The organism is Enterobacter sp. ECC-175, from assembly GCF_043968675.1.
GTDB lineage: Bacteria > Pseudomonadota > Gammaproteobacteria > Enterobacterales > Enterobacteriaceae > Enterobacter.
Genome location: NZ_CP143776.1, coordinates 3,490,190 through 3,513,151, shown reverse-complemented (window position 1 = coordinate 3,513,151; position 22,962 = coordinate 3,490,190). Strand labels below are relative to the sequence as shown.

Genomic DNA, 22,962 nt, shown 5'->3' with positions numbered 1-22,962 from the left:
AAGAGGCCATTATGAAATTACTGATTCTTGGCAACCATACCTGCGGCAACCGTGGCGACAGCGCCATTCTGCGCGGTTTACTGGATGCGATTAACACACTCAATCCTGACACCGAAGTGGACGTGATGAGCCGTTATCCGGTCAGCTCGTCCTGGCTGCTGAACCGCCCGGTGATGGGCGATCCGCTGTACGGCCAGATGAAGCAGCACAACAACGCCGCGGGCGTGATGGGGCGCGTCAAAAAAGTGCTGCGCCGCCGCTACCAGCACCAGGTGCTGCTCTCCCGCGTGACCGACACCGGCAGGCTGCGCAACATCGCGATTGCCCAGGGCTTTACCGACTTCGTTCGCCTGCTGTCCGGCTACGACGCCATTATTCAGGTAGGCGGATCGTTCTTCGTCGACCTCTACGGCGTGCCGCAGTTCGAACACGCGCTCTGCACCTTTATGGCGAAAAAGCCGCTGTTTATGATTGGCCACAGCGTCGGGCCGTTCCAGGACCCGCAGTTTAACCAGCTGGCGAACTACGTGTTTGGCCACTGCGACGCGCTGATCCTGCGCGAGTCCGTGAGCCTCGACCTGATGAAGCGCAGCGACATCGACACCTCCAAAGTGGAGCACGGCGTCGACACGGCGTGGCTGGTGGATCATCAGGAGGATAGCTTCCAGGCGAGCTACGCGGTGCAGCACTGGCTGGACGTGGCGGCGAAGCAGAAAACCGTGGCGATTACCCTGCGCGAGCTGGCTCCGTTCGACAAGCGTCTCGGTACCACTCAGGCTGCCTACGAGAAAGCGTTCGCCGAGGTGGTAAACCGCGTGCTGGACAGCGGCTACCAGGTGCTGGCGCTCTCTACCTGCACCGGCATCGACAGCTACAACAAGGATGACCGCATGGTGGCGCTCAACCTTCGCGGCCTGGTCAACGACCCGTCGCGCTATCACGTGGTGATGGACGAGCTGAACGATCTGGAGATGGGCAAGCTGCTTGCAGCCTGCGACCTGACCGTGGGCACGCGCCTGCACTCGGCGATTATCTCCATGAACTTTGGCACCCCCGCCATTGCTATCAACTACGAACACAAGTCTGCGGGCATCATGCAGCAGCTCGGCATGCCGGAAATGGCGGTGGATATTCGCCACCTGCTGGACGGCTCCCTCGGGGCGATGGTCGGCGATACGCTCGGCCAGCTGCCTGCCATCAACGAGCGCCTGGCCGCGGCGGTGAAAGCCGAGCGCGAAAAGGGCATCGCGATGGTGAAATCCGTGCTGGATCGCGTCGGGGAGGGGAAATGAAGGTTGGCTTTTTCCTGCTGAAATTCCCCCTGTCGTCCGAGACCTTCGTGCTGAACCAGATCACCGCGTTTATCGATATGGGATACGACGTGGAGATTGTCGCCCTGCAGAAGGGCGACACGCAAAACACCCATGCGGCGTATACCCAGTATGGGCTGGAGGCGAAAACCCGCTGGCTGCAGGACGAGCCGAGCGGGCGGATAAACAAGCTGCGCTATCGCGCCGGCCAGACGCTGCGCGGCATCCATCGCCCTTCGACCTGGCGGGCGCTTAACGTCTCTCGCTACGGGGCGGAATCCCGCAACCTTATTCTTTCTGCCATTTGCGGGCAAACCCAGACGCCGTACCGCGCGGACGTGTTTATCGCCCACTTTGGCCCGGCGGGGGTTACGGCGGCCAAGCTGCGCGAGCTGGGCGTGATCGAAGGCAAAATCGCGACCATTTTCCACGGCATCGACATCTCCAGCCGCGAGGTGCTGAACCACTACACGCCGGAGTACCAGCAGCTGTTTCGCCGCGGCGACATGATGCTGCCGATCAGCGACCTGTGGGCCGGACGCCTGAAGACCATGGGCTGCCCGAGCGAGAAGATCGCCGTCTCGAGAATGGGCGTGGATATGGAACGCTTTACCCAGCGTCCGGTGAAGGTGCCGGGCAAGCCGCTGCAGATTATCTCCGTGGCGCGCCTCACCGAGAAAAAGGGGCTGCACGTGGCGATTGAGGCCTGCCGCCAGCTTAAGGCGCGCGGCGTTGATTTTCGCTACCGCATCCTCGGCATTGGCCCGTGGGAACGCCGGCTGCGCACGCTGATCGAGCAGTATCAGCTGGACGACCTGGTCGAGATGCCCGGCTTTAAGCCGAGCCACGAGGTGAAGGCAATGCTTGACGAGGCGGACGTGTTCCTGCTGCCCTCCGTCACGGGAACCGATGGCGATATGGAAGGGATACCGGTGGCGCTGATGGAGGCGATGGCGGTAGGCATTCCGGTGGTGTCGACGCTGCACAGCGGCATTCCCGAGCTGATCACGTCCGAGCATTCCGGCTGGCTGGTGCCTGAAAACAACGCGCTGGCGCTCGCCGACCGCCTGGCCGCATTCAGCGATATCGACCAGCAGACGCTGGTACCCGTGCTGCGCAATGCCCGACAAAAGGTCGAGGCTGATTTTAACCAGCAGGCGATCAATCGCCGGCTCGCGAGCCTGCTGCAAACGCTGTAACGCCGAGGTTGTATGCTGAAAAAGATTACCCGACGCCATTTTGTATCAACGCTGTCCGTTCTTGCAGCCATGCCGCTCCTGCCGCTTCGCACCGCGCGGGCGGCAGGCGGAAAGACCGTCTCCGTTAATCAGTACAATAACAACGACTGGATCGCCGCCTTTAAGCAGGCGTTTAGCGAAGGCGATACCGTTGTTGTCCCCGCCGGGGTGACCTGTGAAAACATCAACACCGGCATTTTTATTCCTGACGGCAAAACGCTGCTGATCCGCGGCGCGCTGACCGGCAACGGCCGCGGACGGTTCGTGCTGCAGGAAGGGAGTAAGGTTATCGGTGAAGGGAAGGGGCGTACCGAGAACATTACGCTCGACGTGCGCGGCTCTGACTGCGTAATAAAGGGGCTGGCGATGAGCGGTTTTGGCCCGGTTACGCAGATTTATATCGGCGGTAAAAAGCCGAAAGTCATGCGCAACCTGCTCATTGATGACATCCACGTAAGCCAGGCCAACTACGCCATCCTGCGCCAGGGGTTTCACAATCAGGTGGACGGCGCACGGATCACCAACAGTACGTTTAGCCACCTGCAGGGCGATGCCATCGAGTGGAACGTCGCCATTAACGATCGCAACATTCTGATTTCCGACCACGTAATCGACAACATTAACTGCACTAACGGCAAGATAAACTGGGGGATTGGCATCGGCCTCGCGGGCAGCACCTACGATAACGACTACCCTGAAAAGCAAACCGTAAAAAACTTTGTGGTGGCAAATATCACGGGAAGTAACTGTCGACAGCTTGTTCACGTTGAGAACGGGAAACATTTTATTATCCGTAATATAAAGGCCGTCAATATCACACCTGACTTCAGTAAAAAAGCGGGAATAGATAACGCAACCGTCGCGATATATGGCTGTGATAATTTCGTTATTGATAATGTGGATATGGTAAACAGCGCCGGAATGCTCATTGGTTATGGCGTCATCAAAGGCGATTACCTGTCGATACCCCAGAACTTTAGGCTCAACGGTATTCGTCTGGACAACCGCAGGCTTGCCTATAAGCTGCGCGGGATACAGATTTCCTCCGGGAACGCGACCTCGTTTGTCGCCATCACCAACGTGGATATGCAGCGCGCAACGCTTGAGCTGCACAACAAGCCGCAGCACCTTTTCTTACGCAATATCAATGTGATGCAGGAGGCTGCGGTAGGCCCTGCGCTGAAGATCAATTTCGATCTGCGTAAGGACGTGCGCGGTAAGTTTATGGCCAAAGACGAGACGCTGCTGTCGCTTGCGAACATCCATGCGGTGAATGAGAAGGGGCAAAGCTCGGTGGATATCGACCGGGTGGACCAGCAGGTGGTGAATACGGAGCGGCTGAATTTTGCGCTTCCGTCCAGCAGAAAATGATGCTTTAGACTTATGGGATCGCGGAACTTTCTGCTATCCCTAAATTTTGTTACTGAACTCAGTGATGTTAGGGTTTATAATCCGTAGCAATATTCTGCCGGATTTGTTTAATCAATAGCTCTACCTCAGGGAAGATCGTGAATACCAGAGGTGTGACAAACACATATAACGCATTGAGTGGTGTATGAACGATAAAGTTTTGTTTATTGGCGCGTCTGGTTTTGTTGGGACCCGTTTGATCGAGATTTCTCAGGCTGAGTTTGATGTCACTAACTTCGACAAACAGCAAAGTCACTTTTACCCAGACATCACCGTTTCAGGTGACGTGCGTAATCAGGACCAACTCGATCGGGCTCTGGCTGGTTTCGATACCGTTGTGTTGCTTGCGGCTGAACACCGAGATGACGTAAGCCCAACGTCTTTGTACTACGATGTAAACGTGCAGGGAACGCGTAACGTTTTGGCTGCAATGGAAAAAAATAATGTGCAAAACATTATTTTTACCAGTTCGGTTGCCGTATATGGCCTCAATAAAGTCAATCCTGATGAAACTCATCCGCATGACCCATTCAACCATTACGGGAAAAGCAAGTGGCAGGCTGAAGAGGTTTTGCGAGAGTGGTACAACAAAGCCCCAGAAGCGCGCTCTTTGACGATCGTTCGACCCACTGTCATTTTCGGTGAGCGCAACCGCGGAAATGTATACAACCTGCTTAAACAGATAGCGGGGGGTAAGTTTGCGATGGTAGGGGCAGGTACTAACTACAAGTCCATGGCGTACGTTGGCAACATCGTTGAGTTTATCAAGTTCAAACTCAGTAACGTCAAGCCCGGTTATGATGTGTACAACTACGTTGATAAACCGGATTTGAACATGAATCAGCTGGTGTCGGAAGTTGAGAAAAGCCTCAATAAGAAGATCCCGTCCGTTCATCTTCCCTATCCTCTCGGCATGTTAGGCGGTTACTGCTTTGATATTCTCAGCAAGGTCACGGGCAAAAAATATGCAATCAGCTCGGTCCGCGTGAAAAAATTCTGTGCCACAACCCAGTTTGACGCCACCAAAGTGCATAGTTCCGGCTTTACGGCTCCTTATACCCTCTCACAGGGGCTGGACCGTACGCTTAAGTATGAATTTGTGCATGAAAAACAGGACGACATTACGTTTGTATCGGAATGACCGCTGGCCGGCTGCGATTTGTCGGAAACAGAGCCTAAATCAGTTTTTAAGTGGGGTTTCCGACAATTCTGGGTCACGCAAACCACGTTTTGCGGTTAAGTTGTATCAGTTACAGCTAAAAACGTGATTTGCATATGGCGCAGTAGAGTTCATTCACCTGTTAATTCGCGGGATCGAGGCTATACTTCGTCAACCATTTTAAGGTGGAAGATATAATGATTAATTTGAAAGCAGTCATTCCGGTAGCGGGTTTAGGTATGCATATGCTGCCAGCCACGAAGGCAATCCCAAAAGAGATGCTGCCGATCGTCGACAAGCCGATGATTCAGTACATTGTCGACGAGATTGTTGCTGCAGGGATCAAAGAAATCGTCCTGGTTACACACTCTTCCAAAAATGCGGTAGAGAACCACTTCGACACCTCTTACGAACTTGAAGCGCTACTTGAGCAGCGCGTCAAACGTCAGCTGCTGGCAGAAGTTCAGTCTATCTGCCCGCCAGGCGTGACCATCATGAACGTGCGTCAGGCGCAGCCGCTGGGTCTGGGCCACTCGATTTTGTGCGCGCGCCCGGTAGTGGGCGATAATCCGTTCATTGTTGTTCTGCCCGATATCATTATTGATACCGCCTCTGCCGATCCACTGCGTTATAACCTGGCGGCAATGGTGGCGCGTTTCAACGAAACGGGCCGCAGCCAGGTGTTGGCGAAACGTATGAAGGGCGACCTTTCCGAGTACTCTGTAATCCAGACGAAAGAAGCGCTGGAGACGGAAGGGCAGGTGAGCCGCATCGTCGAGTTCATTGAAAAACCAGATCAGCCGCAGACGCTGGATTCTGACCTGATGGCAGTAGGCCGCTATGTGCTGAACGCCGACATCTGGGCCGAGCTGGAAAAAACCGAGCCTGGCGCCTGGGATCGTATTCAGCTGACGGATGCTATTGCCGAGCTGGCGAAGAAGCAGTCCGTTGATGCGATGCTGATGACGGGGGACAGCTACGATTGCGGTAAGAAGATGGGATATATGCAGGCGTTTGTGAACTATGGCCTGCGTAACCATAAGGAAGGGGCGAAGTTCAGAAGCAGGATTGAGAAGCTGTTGGCTAACGGCTGATACGCACTTACCACCGAAAGCGGCAAACGATCGGTCAGAGCATGCAAGTGATGCCTGATTGGCCTTTGCCGCTTTTGCGTTTTAAAATGGCAATCATAACAATGGGTTATGTACCGTTTTTTGGTAGTCGCGTTTGAAGATTTATGCTTGTTTCTGAAGGCGTTTAGGACGACAATTGGTAGCTGCTTCTGGCGAACGTTTGCTCAAAGATTAACGCATTTTAACTTTACCCAGTGCACTGGTAGCTGTTAAGCCAGGGGCGGTAGCATGGGTTTTTAAAAAGTATTTTGATTTATCTCAGATAAGTTATCTTGAATGGTGCTAAATGAAAACTAAGCTGGTCATTATAGGCGCTGGTGGATTCGCAAAGGCAGTCATTGATAGCCTAGATCACAATCAATATGAGATTATCGGGTTCCTTGATAGTATAAAATCTGGACATCATCAAGGTTATCCAATCCTTGGTGGTTCATTAGATGATCTTACAGTGCCGAATAGTTTTAAATACTTTATAGCAATTGGAGATCCAGATGATAGAGCTTCGTGGTTCGAAAAAATAAAAAATGCCAATTTAAATACTATTAATGTTATTGATAAAACGGCTATTGTTTCATCGCGTGCTACTCTGGGCTCCTGTATATATGTCGGCAAGATGGCAATAATAAACTGCGATTCCTCTCTAGCAGATGGTGTTGTGATTAATACAAGAGCATTAATTGAACACGGGAATCGGATTTCATATTGTTCTAATATTTCAACGAATGTTGTGTTGAATGGAGATGTGGTTGTTGGTGAAAAGACTTTCGTTGGGAGTTGTACCGTTGTAAATGGGCAATTGACTATTGGTAATTCAAGCATCGTGGGTTCAGGTTCAGTTGTTATCCGTGATATACCTGATTGTGTTGTAGTGGCTGGTTCACCTACTAGATTATTGAGAAAGAGAAAAGAAAATGCCTAACGTGTATATTGTTGCAGAAATTGGTTGTAATCACAATGGTGATTTCAAATTAGCTAAACAAATGGTTGATGAGGCAAAAAAAGCAGGCGTTGATGCTGTAAAGTTTCAAACGTTTAAAGCGGACCAATTGATTTCTCGGTATGCACCGAAAGCTGAATATCAAATCAAAGTTACAGGTAATACCGAATCACAGCTAGAAATGACACGTAAACTTGAACTTCCATATGATGAGTTCATAAAATTGGAAGATTATGCAAAAACACTGGGATTGGATGTTTTTTCAACGCCTTTTGATTTCGATTCAATTGATTTTTTAGCATCCAGAAATCAAAAGGTATGGAAAATACCATCTGGTGAGTTGCTCAATCTACCATATTTAGAAAAAATAGCTCAATTACCAATTAATGATAAAAAAATTGTTATTTCAACTGGGATGGCGACAATTGAAGAAATTCAACTGGCATTGAATGTCCTTAGTGATAATGGCATTAACTCTTCTGCAATTACAATTCTTCATTGCAATACAGAATATCCCACTCCTTTCGAAGATGTTAATTTAAACACTATATCAGGTTTTAAAAAGATCTTCAGTGAATATAATATAGGATTTTCCGATCATTCTCCTGGTTATTTTTGCGGTATAGCATCAATACCATTCGGAATTACTTTCATCGAAAAGCATTTCACCTTAAATAAAGACTTTGAGGGGCCTGATCATAAGGCTTCGGTTACTCCAGATGAGCTAGCATTACTATGTGAAGGTATTCGGGCAGTAGAAAAATCTTTAGGTAGTTTTGATAAAAAAGTTACGCCATCAGAACGAAAAAATAAAATTGTGGCAAGAAAATCAATTGTAGCAAAGTGCAACATTAATAAAGGTGATAAGTTTACAATAGATAACATCACAACTAAGCGGCCTGGGAATGGAATTAGTCCAATGTCATGGTATGATATTTTGGGTAAAGAAGCAGAAATGGACTTTGAAGAAGATCAGTTAATCATTCATTCTGGGTTTGTTGGACAAGAGGTTTAAATGGTTAATCGGATCGCGATAATTCCGGCGAGGTCAGGTTCCAAGGGGTTGAAGAACAAAAATATTTTAATGCTCGGAAACAAACCTTTGATAGCCTATACCATAGAAGCCGCATTGGTATCTCAATGCTTTTCGAAGGTCATAGTCTCAACAGACTCTCTTGAATATAAAAATATCGCCGAACAATATGGAGCTCAAGTTGTAATGCGAAGCAAGGAACTTGCATCTGATACAGCAAGTTCTTTCATGGTTGTTGAGGATGTATTGAAGCAGTTCAAACGGTGTGACTATTTTGTTTTATTACAACCCACATCCCCGTTCCGTGATGCAAGACATATTCAGGAATCAATTGATTTATTTGAAGCTTCTGACAACACTAATTTCTTAGTGTCTGTTACAGAAAGTAGTAAAAGTTCTGAATTAGTTAAGCCATTAGATGCATCATTGAAGTTAACAAATTTCAGTTTTGATTTTAGTAATTATAGAAGGCAGGACGCAAAAGAATATAGCCCAAATGGTGCTATATTTATCGGTAAAAAAGATGAGTATCTTCATAAAAAACATTTTTTTGGGGCTGATAGCGTAGCATATATTATGAGTAAAGCAGATTCTATTGATATAGATGATAGATTAGATTTTGAATTTGCTATATCTCAACTTTTGAAAAGAAAAAGAAAAGAAACCATGAGGTTTAGTATTAAAAAAAGGATTAAAGAAAAGTTTGCAAATGAAATTGATAAGAAACCGATTACATTAATAGGTCATTCGATATTTGATGACTGGGATTTGGAAAGACTAAATGATAAAGATGTAAATAATTTTGGTATCTCCGGTATCACAAGTGAAGAATACTATGAACTTATCTTATCGAAAAATTTAATTGATAAAATTGGTGATGCAGTACTGTTGATATCAGGTACAAATGATATTGTTCTTGAAAATTGGACTGCTGAATATACAGTCTTTTGGTCGAAGAAAATAATTGAAAAAATAAAATCAATAAATTCGAATGTAGTAATTTATTTTCTTTCCGTACCACCAGTGTTGGGTAGGCTAGAACGTGATAATTCAGTTATTGAGTATTTGAATAAGGTATTAGAAAAAGAGATAAAAAAGATTCATAATGTAAACTGGGTTCCAATTAATGAGTCTTTTTATGACCAATTCGGGAATCTAAAAGCTGCATACACTTATGATGGTTTACATTTCACTCAAGAAGCGTATGAGCAACTTGAATGTGATTTGAGGGAATTGATCTTATGAAAAAAATTGTTTTCGTTACTGGGTCTCGTGCTGAATACGGTATAATGAAGCGATTGTTATTGCGACTTGCTGAAGAAAAAGAGATTGAACTAACCATTATCGCAACTGGTATGCATTGTGATGAGAGATATGGATTTACATACAAAAATATTGAGAATGATGGCCTTGTTATTGACAAATTAATTGACATTGAAATCAATAATGATACCAATGCGGGTATTCTCGCAACAATGGCTAGATGTCAAACTGAATTTGGCGAATATTTTGAAGATCATAAGTTTGATGCAGTAATGATTCTTGGCGATCGATATGAAATTTTTTCAGTTGCTATTGCAGCAGCTATGCATAATTTGCCTATTATTCATTTGCATGGCGGTGAAAAAACATTAGGTAACTATGATGAATTCATTCGTCATGCAATTACTAAAATGAGCCGCTTACATTTAGCATCAACTGCAGAATATCAGAAACGCATCATTCAAATGGGAGAGAATCCAGAAACTGTTTTTGATGTTGGTGCATTGGGTGCAGAAAATGCGATGCTAATGGATATTCCCACTAAACAAGAAATTGAGAAAAAGTACGGAGCATTGGAGCGTCCATATTTTGTAGTAGTATTTCATCCTGAAACGATGAGTCATAATGATCCAATTCAACAAACAGCGTCTCTCTTATTAGCCTTACGTCAGTTTATCCAAAAGTATGATTTTGTCTTCATTGGTTCCAATTCTGATACTGGCTCAGATGAAATTACTATAAAAATAAAACAGTTCTGTAAGGAGTATGGTTCTAAATTTTTCACGTCACTCCTTCCTGAGGAATATCTTGCACTTAATAAATATTCACAGGGCCTGATTGGTAACTCGTCATCTGGTTTAATAGAAATACCTTCTCTGGCTATTCCAACTATAAATATCGGTGATCGGCAGAAAGGGAGAGTGCGAGGACCCTCTGTTATCGATTGTATTTGTGAAACTGAGAGCATATTCTTAGCAATTGAGAAAAGCCAAACTAATTTTTTCGACAAAAAAAATCAACAAACATTAAATCCTTATTTCAAAAGAAAGGTACTTGATAATATCGTTGGCATAATTAAGAGCTTTTTGGAGAAAAACTCAACTGGCTATAAAGATTTTTATGATCTTAATATCAAGGCTTGAGAAAGTTGATTTTTATTTGGAATTTGAATAAAAAGCTATTAAGGTTCAGGCATGAAAGATAATGCACTGCATGTTTGTATTACACTCAGACAGTTATTAATATCAATTTGTGATGCAGTAATAACAAAAAGAAAAACCACGATCATATTCCTTCTTGATTATCAAGACCTTTCTTTTGAAAGGCAAGAACGATTGATAACTAATTTTGAAACGATTGAATTTTTCTTTATCAAAGAATACGAGTTAATTAACGACTTTTGCCCTATTCAGAAAAATATACCTGGAATTATCAGGCGAAATTTTTCCATTAAAGATGGCCGATTTTATTTCGGTTGTGGTAAATGGGTCCCTCATTTTTTAGCTAAACGAAAATACAATACCACATACATCTATCATTCTGGACCCTTCACATCTAAAGTAGTAAGAAGTGTCAGTCAAAAGATTATACTTAGAGAGGATGGATTATCTAATTATGTTATACAACCCTTACATCCCTTAAAAGCCGCTGTCCGGTTATTTTGGGGGTTATCTCCCTTTGGCCAGGTTTGGGGGGAAGAAAAATGGGTTGCATCCCTTGAAGTAGAATCACCGGAGTTATTACCGAAAAGGGTTAGGAAGAAAGCAGATAAATTAACTATATCTTCGTTACTTATATCGTTGGATGTCACTAATAGAGCGCGGTTGATAGATAGCTTCGAACTTCAGGGGCTTTCATCATTTGACAATAGCAGGTCATGTTTGATTTTAACTCAGCCTATTGATGATGTTGGAATATGTTGTACGAAAGATAAAGTTGAGCTTTATAGTAAGCTTGCGCTGAAGTTTCTGAATAAAGGTTATGAGGTTTATATCAAATTTCACCCTAAAGAGAAAGAATATAAAATTCCTAATGCGCGCGTTATTTCGAAAGATTTTCCTGTTGAATTACTCAAGTATGTTTTGGATGGGCAGTTTATTTATTGTGTTGCCCTTTGTTCGAGTTCAATAAATTCTGAAGAGCATTCTTTAGCATTAAGGCAAAAACAATTAATCCCATTGGAATATTTTAACAAAAGCTACTTCGATGGTTGGGAAGATTTTGTTGAGGCATTTCAAATTGAAGATTAATAAGGCTATTTTAAAGCATACAGGGACATATCTTTTTTTCGATATTATTAATAAGGCTATACCATTTCTGTTTTTGCCCTATCTTACACATATGTTGTCCGTAGTAGATCTTGGTAACTTAGAACTTTTTAATACTTATGTTGGATTGCTTACCCTCCTCATTTTGTTTGGTTTAGATGGTTGGTGTGCTTCTATGTACAATGGTCTGGAGAGGAATGAGTTTTCAAGAAAACTAATATTAGGTATTAAAATATCAGCTATAATTAGTTTGATTGCATTCTTTATTTTAATTCTTTTGAATCAATCTCTCTGGCTTGCAATTGCACCAATATATGCATTCTCAATGTGTATTATTCAAATAAGAACACTAACATTTAGATTGCAACTAAAAACGGTGACCGCATCAATAATATTATTTTTGAATATTTCATTAAGCGTGTTACTCACCATTGGAGCTTTTACGTTTAATGAAAAAAATTTAACTAATCGATTAATTGCCTTACTTTTACCTGCATTAATGCTTTGTTTATGGTCCCTTCGTTCTTTATTAAAAGAGTTTAAATCGGATGCTACTATTTCGAAGCATGAATTTTCTACATTCATTCGGTTTACCATTCCATTACTCCCTAATGGATTGATGAATTTTGTACGATTCGGTGCTGACAGATTTTATGTTGCTCACTTCTTTGGAGTTTCAAGTCTTGCATTATTCGGTGTAAGCTATCAATTCGCAATGATTGCAAACATATTTATGCTTTCGCTAAATCAAGCTATTATGCCTTTTACGATGCGCTTACTAAATGAAAATAAAATAAGGCAATTCCTTAAATTTACTTTGTCAGTGGTTTTATTTTTCACATTTGTTATTGTGATTCTTTCAATTGCGACACCATATATTTTGAATGTCTTTTTTGATTCAAGATATATTTCAGCTCAATATATGTCCAGAATTTACTTCTTTAGCTATCCGCTAGTGTTTTTGAGTATTTTATTGATGAACATAGCTTTTATTAGAGGAAGAACAAAATTAATTCTCTTAATGACAAGTATATCATCGCTTACACATTTGACTTTTTTGTGGTGCATTCTAAATACAAATTCGGCACTATTCAACGTCCCTTATGCACTTATGATTTCGTCTATAGTATCAGTGATTCTTTCAATTTTGACTTTTAGTAGGCTAACTCGCGATGCATAACGAAAGTACCATACATTCATCAAAGTCGAAATATGGTGTGATAATTTTATTTTATTTATTTTTTGCATGCCAGTTTTCCTATGTTTATTCAGGATTGATTGCGTTTCAATTCTTAAATATGCTTTTGGGAGCATTTTCAATTTTCTATATTTATCCATATTTAAGTCGTAACGGTTGGTTTTTTATTATATTATTAGCTGTGTTTTCTACACTAACGACTCTACTAAGTTTAAAGTTTAAATTCGGTGATATCGCTTTTGCTGTGACAATGCCACTCTTTGCTGGACTTATTAGTTTACATAGGCATGAATTAAAATGGCCGGCACTAGCATTTTGTACATTTTCTGTTTGCTACTGTGGTTATGCTATAATCATGGGATGGGATTTAAATACAGCACTTTTTTTATCATCCAGCCGAAACTATATTTCTGTTCTTGGTATTTTCTCTTTTTATTGCGTAGTTATATCTACCGCCAGTAACAAATTAAAAGTAATGTTTCTGGTCCTAGTTTCATTGATTATACTCTTTAGCAATAGTCGTTCAGCATTTATTTCATTTTCTTTGGTTTTAATGTTCTATATATGTTGTAATGCAAACAAGTATAGAAAAACATCTTTCGTACTGGTATCTGGAGTTTTAATTATATTACCTATTGTAATATTAAATTATACTACAGAAATATATGACTATCTGTATAATTCACTCGGGGTTGTTCGTCGTTTATCGGCAGGTGAGTTATCGGACACTGGTCGTTTTGATGTCATCAAATGCTATTATGACAAATTCGATTCTTTTTCTCTATTATTAGGTCTAGATTATTTCGCAAGTAATACTTGTAGTTTTTTAGCTAATGGTACGGATAATCCACATAATAGTTTCATTCGTCTTTATTCAAATTTGGGGCTTTTTTCATTAATAATTTTTTATTTTCTTCTTTGGGCGCTAATAAGACTATTTTGCATGCGAGAATATCTACTTTTCAGTTTTCTACTATGCTTTATCGCCAGAGGTGGTACTGATATTTTATTCTTTTTCCAGTCATGGGATGCATATTTGTACTCTTTAATCTTTTTATCTTTACCTGTGTTTTTTTTCAATGCCAAAGGGCAAGAGAAATCTAAAATTTTCAATATTTAGGAATGTTAATGGACAGCATACAAATTTTAATGGCAACCATGCACAGAAAATCTGTGAGTGAAATTGATTGGGATTATAAAAACACAAATCTACCTGTTCTTTTAATTAATCAAAGTGATTTTATTGGGAAGGAAATTTACAACAACGTCACGATGCTTTCGTGTAATGAAAGAGGCTCTTCTAATAGTCGAAATATGGCTATTGAAAATGCGACGGGCGATATTTGTGTTATCGCGGATGATGACGTTGGCTACGTTGATAATGCTGAAGAGATCATCAGAAATGCATTCCATGAAAACCCTGAGGCCGATATAATTACATTCCAAATAAAAACACCAGACGGAGCATTGTTTAATGATGGATACCTTAAAAATAAACAATGGCATAACTGGCGCTCAATTCTTCGGTGTGCTTCGATAGAAATTGTTTTCAAACGTGATTCGATTCTCAAAAATAACTTGCGGTTAGATACCAATTTTGGGCTCGGTAGTAAGTATAGAGTGCATGATGAAATTATTTTTTTAAAAGATGCTTTAGATAAAGGATTGAAAATACTTTATATTCCAATACCAATTGTTATACATCCGAAGGAAAGTTCCGGTTCTGATTTTAATGATAGCTTAATCAGTTCCAAAGGTGCTGCTTTTGTTAGATTGTTTGGGGTCAAAGGTATGTTTTTAAACCTTGTATTTGCCATGAAAAAAAGAAAAGAATATATTTCTAAATACAGCATTCCAAAATTCACATCAAAGATGTTTACTGGCTCTATAAAGTTTATTCGAGAGGATATGAAATGAAAGTTACAAGCTGTGATTATCTCGTTTTAGGCGGGGGTGTTTCAGGTTTAATGTTTGCTAATAAACATAAGAATGATGATACGTTAATCATTGAAAAAGAGAATGAATTAGGAGGATATTGTAGAACGATTTATCAGGATGGATATATTTGGGATTATGCTGGGCACTTTTTTCACTTTGCAAATTCAGAAATTAAAAAATTCTTTGAAGAAAAAATCTCGGCAGAACAATTAGTAATAAAAGAGAAATGCACGAAAATTTTCTATAAAAAAAATGTACTGGATTTTCCGTTCCAAGCAAACATACATCAATTAGAAAAGCAGGATTTTATTAATTGTCTTTATGATCTCTATTTTAGAGAAGATAAAGATGAATACAATTCTTTTTTAGATATGCTTTATGGTAAGTTTGGGAAGTCGATTACAGATATGTTCCTCAAACCTTACAACGAGAAGTTATATGCATGCAATTTGAATAAATTAGACCAAAATGCAATGGGGCGTTTCTTTCCCTATGCAAACTTTGAACAAATTGTTAAAGGTTTTAAAGAGAATTATCAGGGGAGTTACAATTCTCATTTCTTGTATCCTAAAAAAGGTGCTAAAGTATTTATTGATGCACTAACCCAAGAATTACCAGAAGATATAATCCACCTTGAGGAAAAAGTTCTTTCAATATGTGTCAATGAAAAATATATAATAACTAATAAACGGAGAGTGAATTTTAAGTATCTAATTAATTCAATCCCTTTTAATAAGTTTCTCAGTATGATTACTGATGTTGATTATAGTGGGGTTGTTGCACGGCTTTCATGGAATAAAGTACTGGTGCTTAATCTTGGATTCGACAAGAATACTGATTTCACAGATATTCATTGGGCATACTTCCCTGAAAAAGATTATAACTTTTACCGAGTTGGTTTCTATAACAACATTCTTAACGATGAACGCCTTAGTTTATACGTTGAGATTGGTTATGCAGATCAAGATAAATTCGATGTTGAAGAACAACTTGAAAAAACCCTAGCAGGTTTAAGAGCATCTGGCATAATCAGTGACCATAAGTTAATATCTTATATTCCTATAATGATGAATCCTGCATACGTTCACATTGATAGCGATTTAAATGAAACGAAGCAGGTGATTAAAGAAGAACTTGCAAAAAGTGATATATTTACAATTGGTCGTTATGGCGACTGGAAATATTGTTCTATCGAAGATTCTATGATTGATGCGATTAATCTCGCCGAAAAAATATAATTGGATTTATTATGGATGGATGTGTTTCGGTTATAATGCCTGCATATAATTCAGGCGATTACATTGCTAAATCAATTGATTCAGTATTAGCACAGACCTATGAAAACTTCGAGTTGATCGTTATCAATGATTGTTCCACTGATAATACTTTAAATATTATCAGAACTTACGATGATCATCGAATTATCGCTATTAATATGACTCACAACTCAGGAGTTGCGGAGGCTCGGAACGAAGGAATAAGACGTGCATCTGGCCAGTTTATTGCTTTTTTAGATAGCGACGATATGTGGAAGCCAACGAAGCTGCAGACGCAAATTGATACACTATTGAGGTCGAATTGTCATTGCTGTCACACTGCTTATAACAGGATAACCGAAGATGGTAACATAATCTCAACAGTCAATTGTAAAAAACTAGTTTCGTTAAAAGACATGCTAAAACATAACGAAATTGGAAATTTAACTGGGCTGTATGATGTTTATGCTTTAGGGAAAATATATCAAGAAACAATTGGCCATGAGGATTATTTGATGTGGCTAAATATTATGTCAAATACAGACTCGGTTGGGATTCAGTTACCTCTTGCAGAATATAGGGTGAGAAAGTCTTCTTTATCATCAAATAAATTTAAGTCTTTACGCTGGCATTATGAAATCCTTAAGAAAATAATTGGCTTTAAGCCTGTTAAATTGTCTTATTTGATGATGAGTTATGTTTTTCTTACTATTAATAAAAGATATTAATTTTCAGTGGGTTTGAATGTGGTTTTATTGGAGAAAATATGATTTTGATCACTGGAGGGGCCGGTTATATCGGCTCGCATACTGCAGTTGAACTTTTATCCTCTGGCTATGAAGTTGTTATTATAGATAACTTTGCAAATTCATCATCTGACGTAATTGATAAAATAAAATACTTATCAGGGCAAGATTTTCATTTTTATGAAGGTGATGTGAATAATAAAGATTTGCTTAGAAAAATCTTTTCAAAACACTTAATCTCAGATGTGATTCATTTCGCGGGGTTAAAGTCCGTTAGTGAATCCATCGAAAAGCCAATTGACTATTACACTAACAATGTCATAGGAACTTTGACTCTAGTCGAAGCTATGCTTTGTGCTGGTGTCAATAATATTATATTTAGTTCTTCAGCTACAGTTTATGGAGAGCCTGAAAGCATACCTTTAACAGAAAAATGTACTGTTGGAGGGACAACTAACCCTTATGGAACATCTAAATTTTTTGCTGAGCGTATATTACAGGATATTGCATTTTCTAATAAGGACTTCAATGTAACGCTGTTAAGATATTTTAATCCTGTTGGTGCTCATCCATCCGGATTGATAGGAGAGGCGCCTCAGGGAATACCCAATAATTTAGTTCCATATTTGACTCGTGTTGCATGTGGAGAGTTGAAGGTGTTATCCATCTTTGGTAATGACTACGCAACAAAAGATGGCACAGGTGTCCGTGATTTTATTCACGTAATGGATTTGGCTGATGGACATCTTGCCGCTTTAAAAAACTCTACAACAAAAACGAATATGCGCGTGTATAATTTGGGTACTGGCAATGGCTATTCAGTATTAGAACTAATAAGAACCTTTGAAAAAGTTACCAAGAAAAGTGTCAATTATATAATCTGTGACCGGAGAGCAGGTGATATAGGTGAATGTTGGGCTGATGTTTCTTTAGCCGAGCAAGAGCTAAAATGGAAAGCAAAAAGAACTCTTGAGGATATGATGACTGATGCCTGGAATTGGCAGCTCAAAAAATAACTAATATACTTACAGTACTATTTTCAATAGATGCTTTTATAACGCATCTTCCACTATCCATTAAGCTTCAGACTAGGTTACCATTACAGCAACATTTCAAGCCGCGCACAGTCGCGGCGACCACACCTGACAGGAGTATGTAATGTCCAAGCAACAGATCGGCGTTGTCGGTATGGCAGTGATGGGGCGCAACCTGGCGCTCAACATCGAAAGCCGCGGTTATACCGTCTCCGTTTTCAACCGCTCCCGTGAAAAAACCGAAGAAGTGATTGCTGAGAATCCGGGCAAGAAGCTGGTTCCATTCTACACGGTGAAAGAGTTCGTTGAGTCTCTGGAAACGCCACGCCGTATCCTGTTAATGGTGAAAGCGGGCGCAGGCACCGATGCAGCTATCGACTCCCTGAAGCCTTACCTCGATAAAGGCGACATCATCATCGATGGTGGTAACACCTTCTTCCAGGACACCATTCGTCGTAACCGCGAACTTTCTGCTGAAGGCTTCAACTTCATCGGCACCGGCGTCTCCGGTGGTGAAGAGGGAGCGCTGAAAGGCCCATCCATTATGCCTGGTGGTCAGAAAGAAGCGTATGAGCTGGTCGCACCAATTTTGACCAAAATCGCAGCCGTTGCGGAAGACGGTGAACCTTGTGTGACCTATATCGGTGCTGACGGTGCGGGCCACTACGTGAAAATGGTTCATAACGGTATCGAATACGGCGACATGCAGCTGATCGCTGAAGCGTACTCACTGCTGAAAGGCGGACTGAACCTCTCCAACGAAGAGCTGGCTGAAACCTTCACCGAGTGGAACAAGGGCGAGCTGAATAGCTACCTGATCGACATCACCAAAGACATCTTCACCAAGAAAGATGAAGACGGTAAATACCTGGTAGATGTGATTCTGGACGAAGCGGCGAACAAAGGCACCGGTAAGTGGACCAGCCAGAGCTCTCTGGATCTGGGGGAGCCACTGTCTCTGATCACCGAATCCGTATTCGCTCGCTACATCTCTTCCCTGAAAGAGCAGCGCGTTGCGGCCTCCAAAGTGCTCTCCGGCCCGCAGGCTAAACCTGCTGGTGAAAAAGCGGAGTTCGTTGAGAAAGTCCGTCGCGCACTGTACCTGGGTAAAATCGTCTCTTATGCGCAGGGCTTCTCTCAGCTGCGTGCCGCATCAGACGAGAACAACTGGGACCTGAACTACGGCGAAATCGCGAAAATCTTCCGTGCGGGCTGTATCATTCGCGCTCAGTTCCTGCAGAAAATTACCGATGCTTACGCTGAAAACGCAGGCATTGCAAACCTTCTGCTGGCACCGTACTTCAAGAAAATTGCCGACGAATACCAGCAGGCGCTGCGTGATGTGGTAGCTTACGCTGTACAAAATGGTATTCCGGTTCCGACCTTCTCCGCAGCCGTGGCGTACTACGACAGCTACCGTGCTGCCGTTCTGCCTGCCAACCTGATTCAGGCGCAGCGCGACTACTTCGGTGCGCATACCTACAAGCGCACTGATAAAGAAGGCGTGTTCCACACCGAATGGCTGGATTAATCTGATTCTGCCATTCCATAAAGCCCGGTAGCGATACCGGGCTTTTTTATCTTGTAAAATCCACTCAACTCACTTTAACGGAATAGACTGCGTGAAAATTCTAGTTACTGGCGGTGCCGGTTTTATTGGCTCCGCGGTTATACGACATATTATTAGCAATACTCAGGATAGCGTTGTTAACGTTGATAAATTGACCTATGCCGGTAATTTGGAATCATTGAGTGAGGTGAGCGCCAGCGAACGCTATTTTTTTGAACACGCTGATATCTGCGATAAAGCCGCGATGGAACGCATTTTCGCGACGCATCAGCCAGATGCGGTGATGCATCTGGCCGCAGAAAGTCACGTTGATCGATCTATCACTGGCCCCGCAGCGTTTATCGAAACCAATATTGTTGGCACCTATGTTCTTCTGGAGACTAGCCGTGCGTACTGGTCTGCGCTGGACGATGTTGCTAAAGGCGCGTTCCGTTTCCATCATATTTCAACCGATGAAGTCTATGGTGATTTACCTCATCCAGATGACTCCGACGGGACGGAAGCGCTCTCCCTCTTTACGGAGGACACGGCTTATGCGCCAAGCAGCCCATATTCAGCGTCAAAAGCGTCTAGCGACCATTTAGTGCGAGCCTGGATTCGAACATATGGGCTACCGGGCATGGTGACCAACTGTTCAAATAACTACGGGCCTTATCACTTCCCTGAAAAGCTTATTCCGCTTGTCATCTTAAACGCGCTTGATGACAAGCCGCTGCCAATATACGGCAAAGGGGACCAGATCCGCGACTGGCTCTATGTGGAAGATCATGCTCGTGCGCTATATACCGTGTTAACAACGGGCCAGGTTGGCGAAACCTATAATATCGGCGGGTATAATGAGAAAAAGAACATTGAAGTTGTTCACACCATCTGCGATTTGCTTGATGAGATTGTGCCTAAAGCCGGTTCCTATCGAGAACAAATTACCTTTGTGGCCGACAGGCCCGGTCACGATCGCCGCTATGCAATAGATTCCCATAAGATCGGTAGCGAGTTGGGGTGGACGCCGCAGGAAACCTTCGAGAGTGGAATACGTAAAACCGTGGAGTGGTATTTGAACCATTCGGAATGGGTTTCTAATGTCAAAAGTGGCGCCTATAAAAGTTGGATTGAGCAGAATTATGGGGAGCGTGATAAATGACCAAGCGTAAGGGGATTATACTGGCCGGGGGCTCAGGAACGCGGCTCTACCCCGTCACGATGGCGGTCAGCAAGCAGCTGCTGCCAATCTATGATAAGCCCATGATCTATTATCCGCTCTCAACCCTAATGCTTGCTGGGATTCGGGATATCCTGATCATCAGCACGCCGCAGGACACCCCTCGCTTTGAGCAGCTGCTTGGTGATGGCTCCCAGTGGGGGCTGCGCCTGCAGTATAAAGTGCAGCCAAGTCCTGACGGGCTGGCACAGGCCTTTATTCTCGGGGAAGAGTTCATCGGTGAGGACAACTGTGCCCTGGTGCTTGGCGATAACATTTTCTATGGACACGACTTGCCGAGGCTGCTTGAGAGCGCTGCCTGTCAGGAAGAGGGCGCGACGGTTTTCGCTTACCACGTGAGCGATCCTGAACGCTACGGCGTCGTTGAGTTCGACAAAGAAGGCACGGCGATTGGGCTTGAAGAAAAACCAAAGCAGCCCAAAAGCAACTATGCCATTACCGGCCTCTATTTTTATGATAACGACGTGATCGAGATGGCGAAAAGCCTGCGCCCATCAGAACGCGGAGAGCTGGAAATTACCGATATAAACCGCCTCTATATGCAACAGGGCCGATTGTCCGTTGCAATGATGAGGCGCGGCTACGCGTGGCTTGATACCGGGACGCACCAGAGCATGATTGAGGCGAGCAATTTTATTGCTACCATTGAAGAACGTCAGGGCTTAAAGGTCTCTTGTCCCGAAGAGATTGCTTACCGCCGAGGCTTTATTGATGCGGATCAGCTTCGTAAGCTTGCGGAGCCTCTTAACAAGACGGGATATGGACAATACCTGTTAAATCTGACCAAGGGATTAGTCTGATTTGAACTACAGCAGTGCTATTTCTTTTCGGGGCTACGCTTATTTGCAGAAGCCCCGTAAGACCGCATGGTAGCTTGGTTCGCGCAATCGCTATCGAGTCCGGCAGGTTTATCTTATTAAGTTAAACCACAACTTCGCTTACGGTATTCATCTTGACACCCAATCCTTATAAGCGATAAAAAACCTGCAGTTAATTCTTATGGTGATCTTGTCGGGATCGCCAGACTCTCAAACTCGAAGAAGTTGAACGAATGAAAATAACCATCTCCGGAACGGGCTACGTTGGCCTATCAAACGGCATTCTGATTGCGCAGAACCATGAAGTCGTTGCGCTCGATATCGTGCAGGCCAAAGTGGACATGCTCAACCAGAAGCAATCCCCGATTATTGACAAAGAGATTCAGGAATATCTTTCGAACAAGCCGCTGAATTTCCGCGCAACTACCGATAAAGAAGATGCCTATCGCGATGCGGACTACGTCATCATCGCCACGCCGACCGATTACGACCCGAAAACCAACTACTTCAATACCTCGACCGTTGAAGCGGTTATCAAAGACGTCGTGGCGATCAATCCAAACGCGGTAATGGTGATCAAGTCTACGATTCCCGTCGGTTTCACCAAATCGATCAAAGAAGAGCTGGGTATTGACAATGTCTTCTTCTCGCCGGAGTTTCTGCGCGAGGGCAGGGCGTTATACGATAACCTGCACCCTTCCCGCATCGTAATTGGCGAACGCTCGGCGCGCGCCGAGCGTTTTGCCGCGCTGCTCCAGGAAGGCGCCATCAAGCAGGACATTCCCGTGCTGTTTACGGATTCCACCGAGGCCGAGGCGATTAAGCTTTTCGCCAACACCTATCTGGCCATGCGCGTCGCATACTTTAACGAGCTGGACAGCTATGCGGAAAGCCTGGGCCTGAACACGCGCCAGATCATTGAAGGCGTATGCCTCGATCCGCGCATCGGCAATCACTACAACAACCCGTCCTTCGGCTACGGCGGCTACTGCCTGCCAAAAGACACCAAGCAGCTGCTGGCCAACTATCAGGCGGTGCCAAACAACCTGATCTCCGCGATTGTGGATGCTAACCGCACGCGTAAAGATTTTATCTCCGACTCGATTCTCGCGCGCCAGCCGAAGGTCGTGGGCGTGTACCGTCTGATCATGAAGAGCGGTTCAGATAACTTCCGCGCCTCCTCCATTCAGGGGATCATGAAGCGTATTAAGGCGAAGGGCGTGCAGGTCATCATTTTTGAACCGGCGATGCAGGAAGATGAGTTCTTCCATTCCCGCGTGATTCGCGACCTGGATGCGTTCAAGAAAGAGGCGGACGTCATCATTTCTAACCGCATGGCGGAAGAGCTGGCGGACGTGGCGGACAAAGTGTATACCCGCGATCTGTTTGGCAGCGATTGATACTCGGTTTTAAGTTCATAAAAAACCCGGCTC

Annotated in this window: 20 protein-coding genes; all 20 read left to right on the top strand. The window is 43.4% G+C overall.

Annotated features, from left to right (window positions below; all coding sequences use genetic code 11):
- Positions 1 to 11 precede the first annotated feature (11 nt).
- The 20 genes from wcaK (at position 12) to ugd (ending at position 22,929) form a co-directional block, all read left to right on the top strand.
- Positions 12 to 1,292, top strand: coding sequence for a colanic acid biosynthesis pyruvyl transferase WcaK (gene wcaK / locus V1599_RS16820; protein ID WP_395300475.1), 1,281 nt, complete (start codon positions 12 to 14; stop codon positions 1,290 to 1,292).
- Positions 1,289 to 2,509, top strand: a complete 1,221-nt coding sequence (gene wcaL / locus V1599_RS16815) for a colanic acid biosynthesis glycosyltransferase WcaL (protein ID WP_297121759.1) — start codon at positions 1,289 to 1,291, stop codon at positions 2,507 to 2,509. Before wcaK ends, wcaL begins: the two co-directional genes overlap by 4 nt.
- A gap of 12 nt (positions 2,510 to 2,521) precedes the next feature.
- A complete protein-coding gene (wcaM, locus tag V1599_RS16810) occupies positions 2,522 to 3,919 on the top strand; it encodes a colanic acid biosynthesis protein WcaM (RefSeq protein WP_112010463.1) in 1,398 nt (465 codons plus the stop codon).
- 184 nt (positions 3,920 to 4,103) lie between these two features.
- Positions 4,104 to 5,099 carry an NAD-dependent epimerase/dehydratase family protein gene (locus tag V1599_RS16805; RefSeq protein ID WP_112010464.1) on the top strand — a complete coding sequence of 332 codons (996 nt, stop codon included), beginning with the start codon at positions 4,104 to 4,106 and terminating at the stop codon, positions 5,097 to 5,099.
- A gap of 215 nt (positions 5,100 to 5,314) precedes the next feature.
- Positions 5,315 to 6,211 (top strand): GalU regulator GalF, encoded by an 897-nt coding sequence (galF, locus tag V1599_RS16800; RefSeq protein ID WP_112010465.1) that lies wholly within the window; start codon positions 5,315 to 5,317, stop codon positions 6,209 to 6,211.
- A gap of 325 nt (positions 6,212 to 6,536) precedes the next feature.
- Complete coding sequence (locus tag V1599_RS16795; RefSeq protein WP_112010466.1) at positions 6,537 to 7,169, top strand: acetyltransferase; 633 nt, start codon at positions 6,537 to 6,539, stop codon at positions 7,167 to 7,169.
- Positions 7,162 to 8,202 (top strand): N-acetylneuraminate synthase, encoded by a 1,041-nt coding sequence (gene neuB / locus V1599_RS16790; RefSeq protein ID WP_112010467.1) that lies wholly within the window; start codon positions 7,162 to 7,164, stop codon positions 8,200 to 8,202. The genes V1599_RS16795 and neuB overlap by 8 nt, the downstream gene beginning before the upstream one ends.
- Positions 8,203 to 9,465 (top strand): cytidylyltransferase domain-containing protein, encoded by a 1,263-nt coding sequence (locus V1599_RS16785; protein ID WP_112010468.1) that lies wholly within the window; start codon positions 8,203 to 8,205, stop codon positions 9,463 to 9,465. It abuts the gene before it with no gap.
- The gene (gene neuC, locus V1599_RS16780; protein WP_112010469.1) at positions 9,462 to 10,625 is read left to right on the top strand and encodes a UDP-N-acetylglucosamine 2-epimerase; all 1,164 of its coding nucleotides are present in this window, start codon (positions 9,462 to 9,464) and stop codon (positions 10,623 to 10,625) included. The genes V1599_RS16785 and neuC overlap by 4 nt, the downstream gene beginning before the upstream one ends.
- 51 nt (positions 10,626 to 10,676) lie before the next feature.
- Positions 10,677 to 11,732, top strand: a complete 1,056-nt coding sequence (locus V1599_RS16775; protein WP_112010470.1) for a polysialyltransferase family glycosyltransferase — start codon at positions 10,677 to 10,679, stop codon at positions 11,730 to 11,732.
- Entirely contained in the window at positions 11,722 to 12,930 is a 1,209-nt protein-coding gene (locus tag V1599_RS16770) for a lipopolysaccharide biosynthesis protein (protein ID WP_181573202.1), read from the top strand. The genes V1599_RS16775 and V1599_RS16770 overlap by 11 nt, the downstream gene beginning before the upstream one ends.
- A gap of 37 nt (positions 12,931 to 12,967) precedes the next feature.
- Positions 12,968 to 14,068, top strand: coding sequence for an O-antigen ligase family protein (locus V1599_RS16765; protein ID WP_181573203.1), 1,101 nt, complete (start codon positions 12,968 to 12,970; stop codon positions 14,066 to 14,068).
- A gap of 8 nt (positions 14,069 to 14,076) precedes the next feature.
- Complete coding sequence (locus tag V1599_RS16760) at positions 14,077 to 14,865, top strand: glycosyltransferase family A protein (protein WP_181573204.1); 789 nt, start codon at positions 14,077 to 14,079, stop codon at positions 14,863 to 14,865.
- Positions 14,862 to 16,124: an NAD(P)/FAD-dependent oxidoreductase gene (locus V1599_RS16755; RefSeq protein ID WP_112010474.1), complete on the top strand. Its 1,263-nt coding sequence runs from the start codon at positions 14,862 to 14,864 to the stop codon at positions 16,122 to 16,124. The genes V1599_RS16760 and V1599_RS16755 overlap by 4 nt, the downstream gene beginning before the upstream one ends.
- An 11-nt stretch (positions 16,125 to 16,135) precedes the next feature.
- Entirely contained in the window at positions 16,136 to 16,870 is a 735-nt protein-coding gene (locus V1599_RS16750) for a glycosyltransferase family 2 protein (RefSeq protein WP_112010475.1), read from the top strand.
- A gap of 38 nt (positions 16,871 to 16,908) precedes the next feature.
- Positions 16,909 to 17,904: a UDP-glucose 4-epimerase GalE gene (gene galE, locus V1599_RS16745; protein ID WP_112010476.1), complete on the top strand. Its 996-nt coding sequence runs from the start codon at positions 16,909 to 16,911 to the stop codon at positions 17,902 to 17,904.
- 142 nt (positions 17,905 to 18,046) lie between these two features.
- A complete protein-coding gene (gndA, locus tag V1599_RS16740; RefSeq protein ID WP_112010477.1) occupies positions 18,047 to 19,453 on the top strand; it encodes an NADP-dependent phosphogluconate dehydrogenase in 1,407 nt (468 codons plus the stop codon).
- Between the two features lie 91 nt (positions 19,454 to 19,544).
- Positions 19,545 to 20,633 carry a dTDP-glucose 4,6-dehydratase gene (gene rfbB / locus V1599_RS16735; protein WP_395300474.1) on the top strand — a complete coding sequence of 363 codons (1,089 nt, stop codon included), beginning with the start codon at positions 19,545 to 19,547 and terminating at the stop codon, positions 20,631 to 20,633.
- Positions 20,630 to 21,511 (top strand): glucose-1-phosphate thymidylyltransferase RfbA, encoded by an 882-nt coding sequence (gene rfbA / locus V1599_RS16730; RefSeq protein WP_395300473.1) that lies wholly within the window; start codon positions 20,630 to 20,632, stop codon positions 21,509 to 21,511. Before rfbB ends, rfbA begins: the two co-directional genes overlap by 4 nt.
- Positions 21,512 to 21,762: 251 nt before the next feature.
- Positions 21,763 to 22,929, top strand: coding sequence for a UDP-glucose 6-dehydrogenase (ugd, locus tag V1599_RS16725; protein ID WP_112010480.1), 1,167 nt, complete (start codon positions 21,763 to 21,765; stop codon positions 22,927 to 22,929).
- Positions 22,930 to 22,962 lie beyond the last annotated feature (33 nt).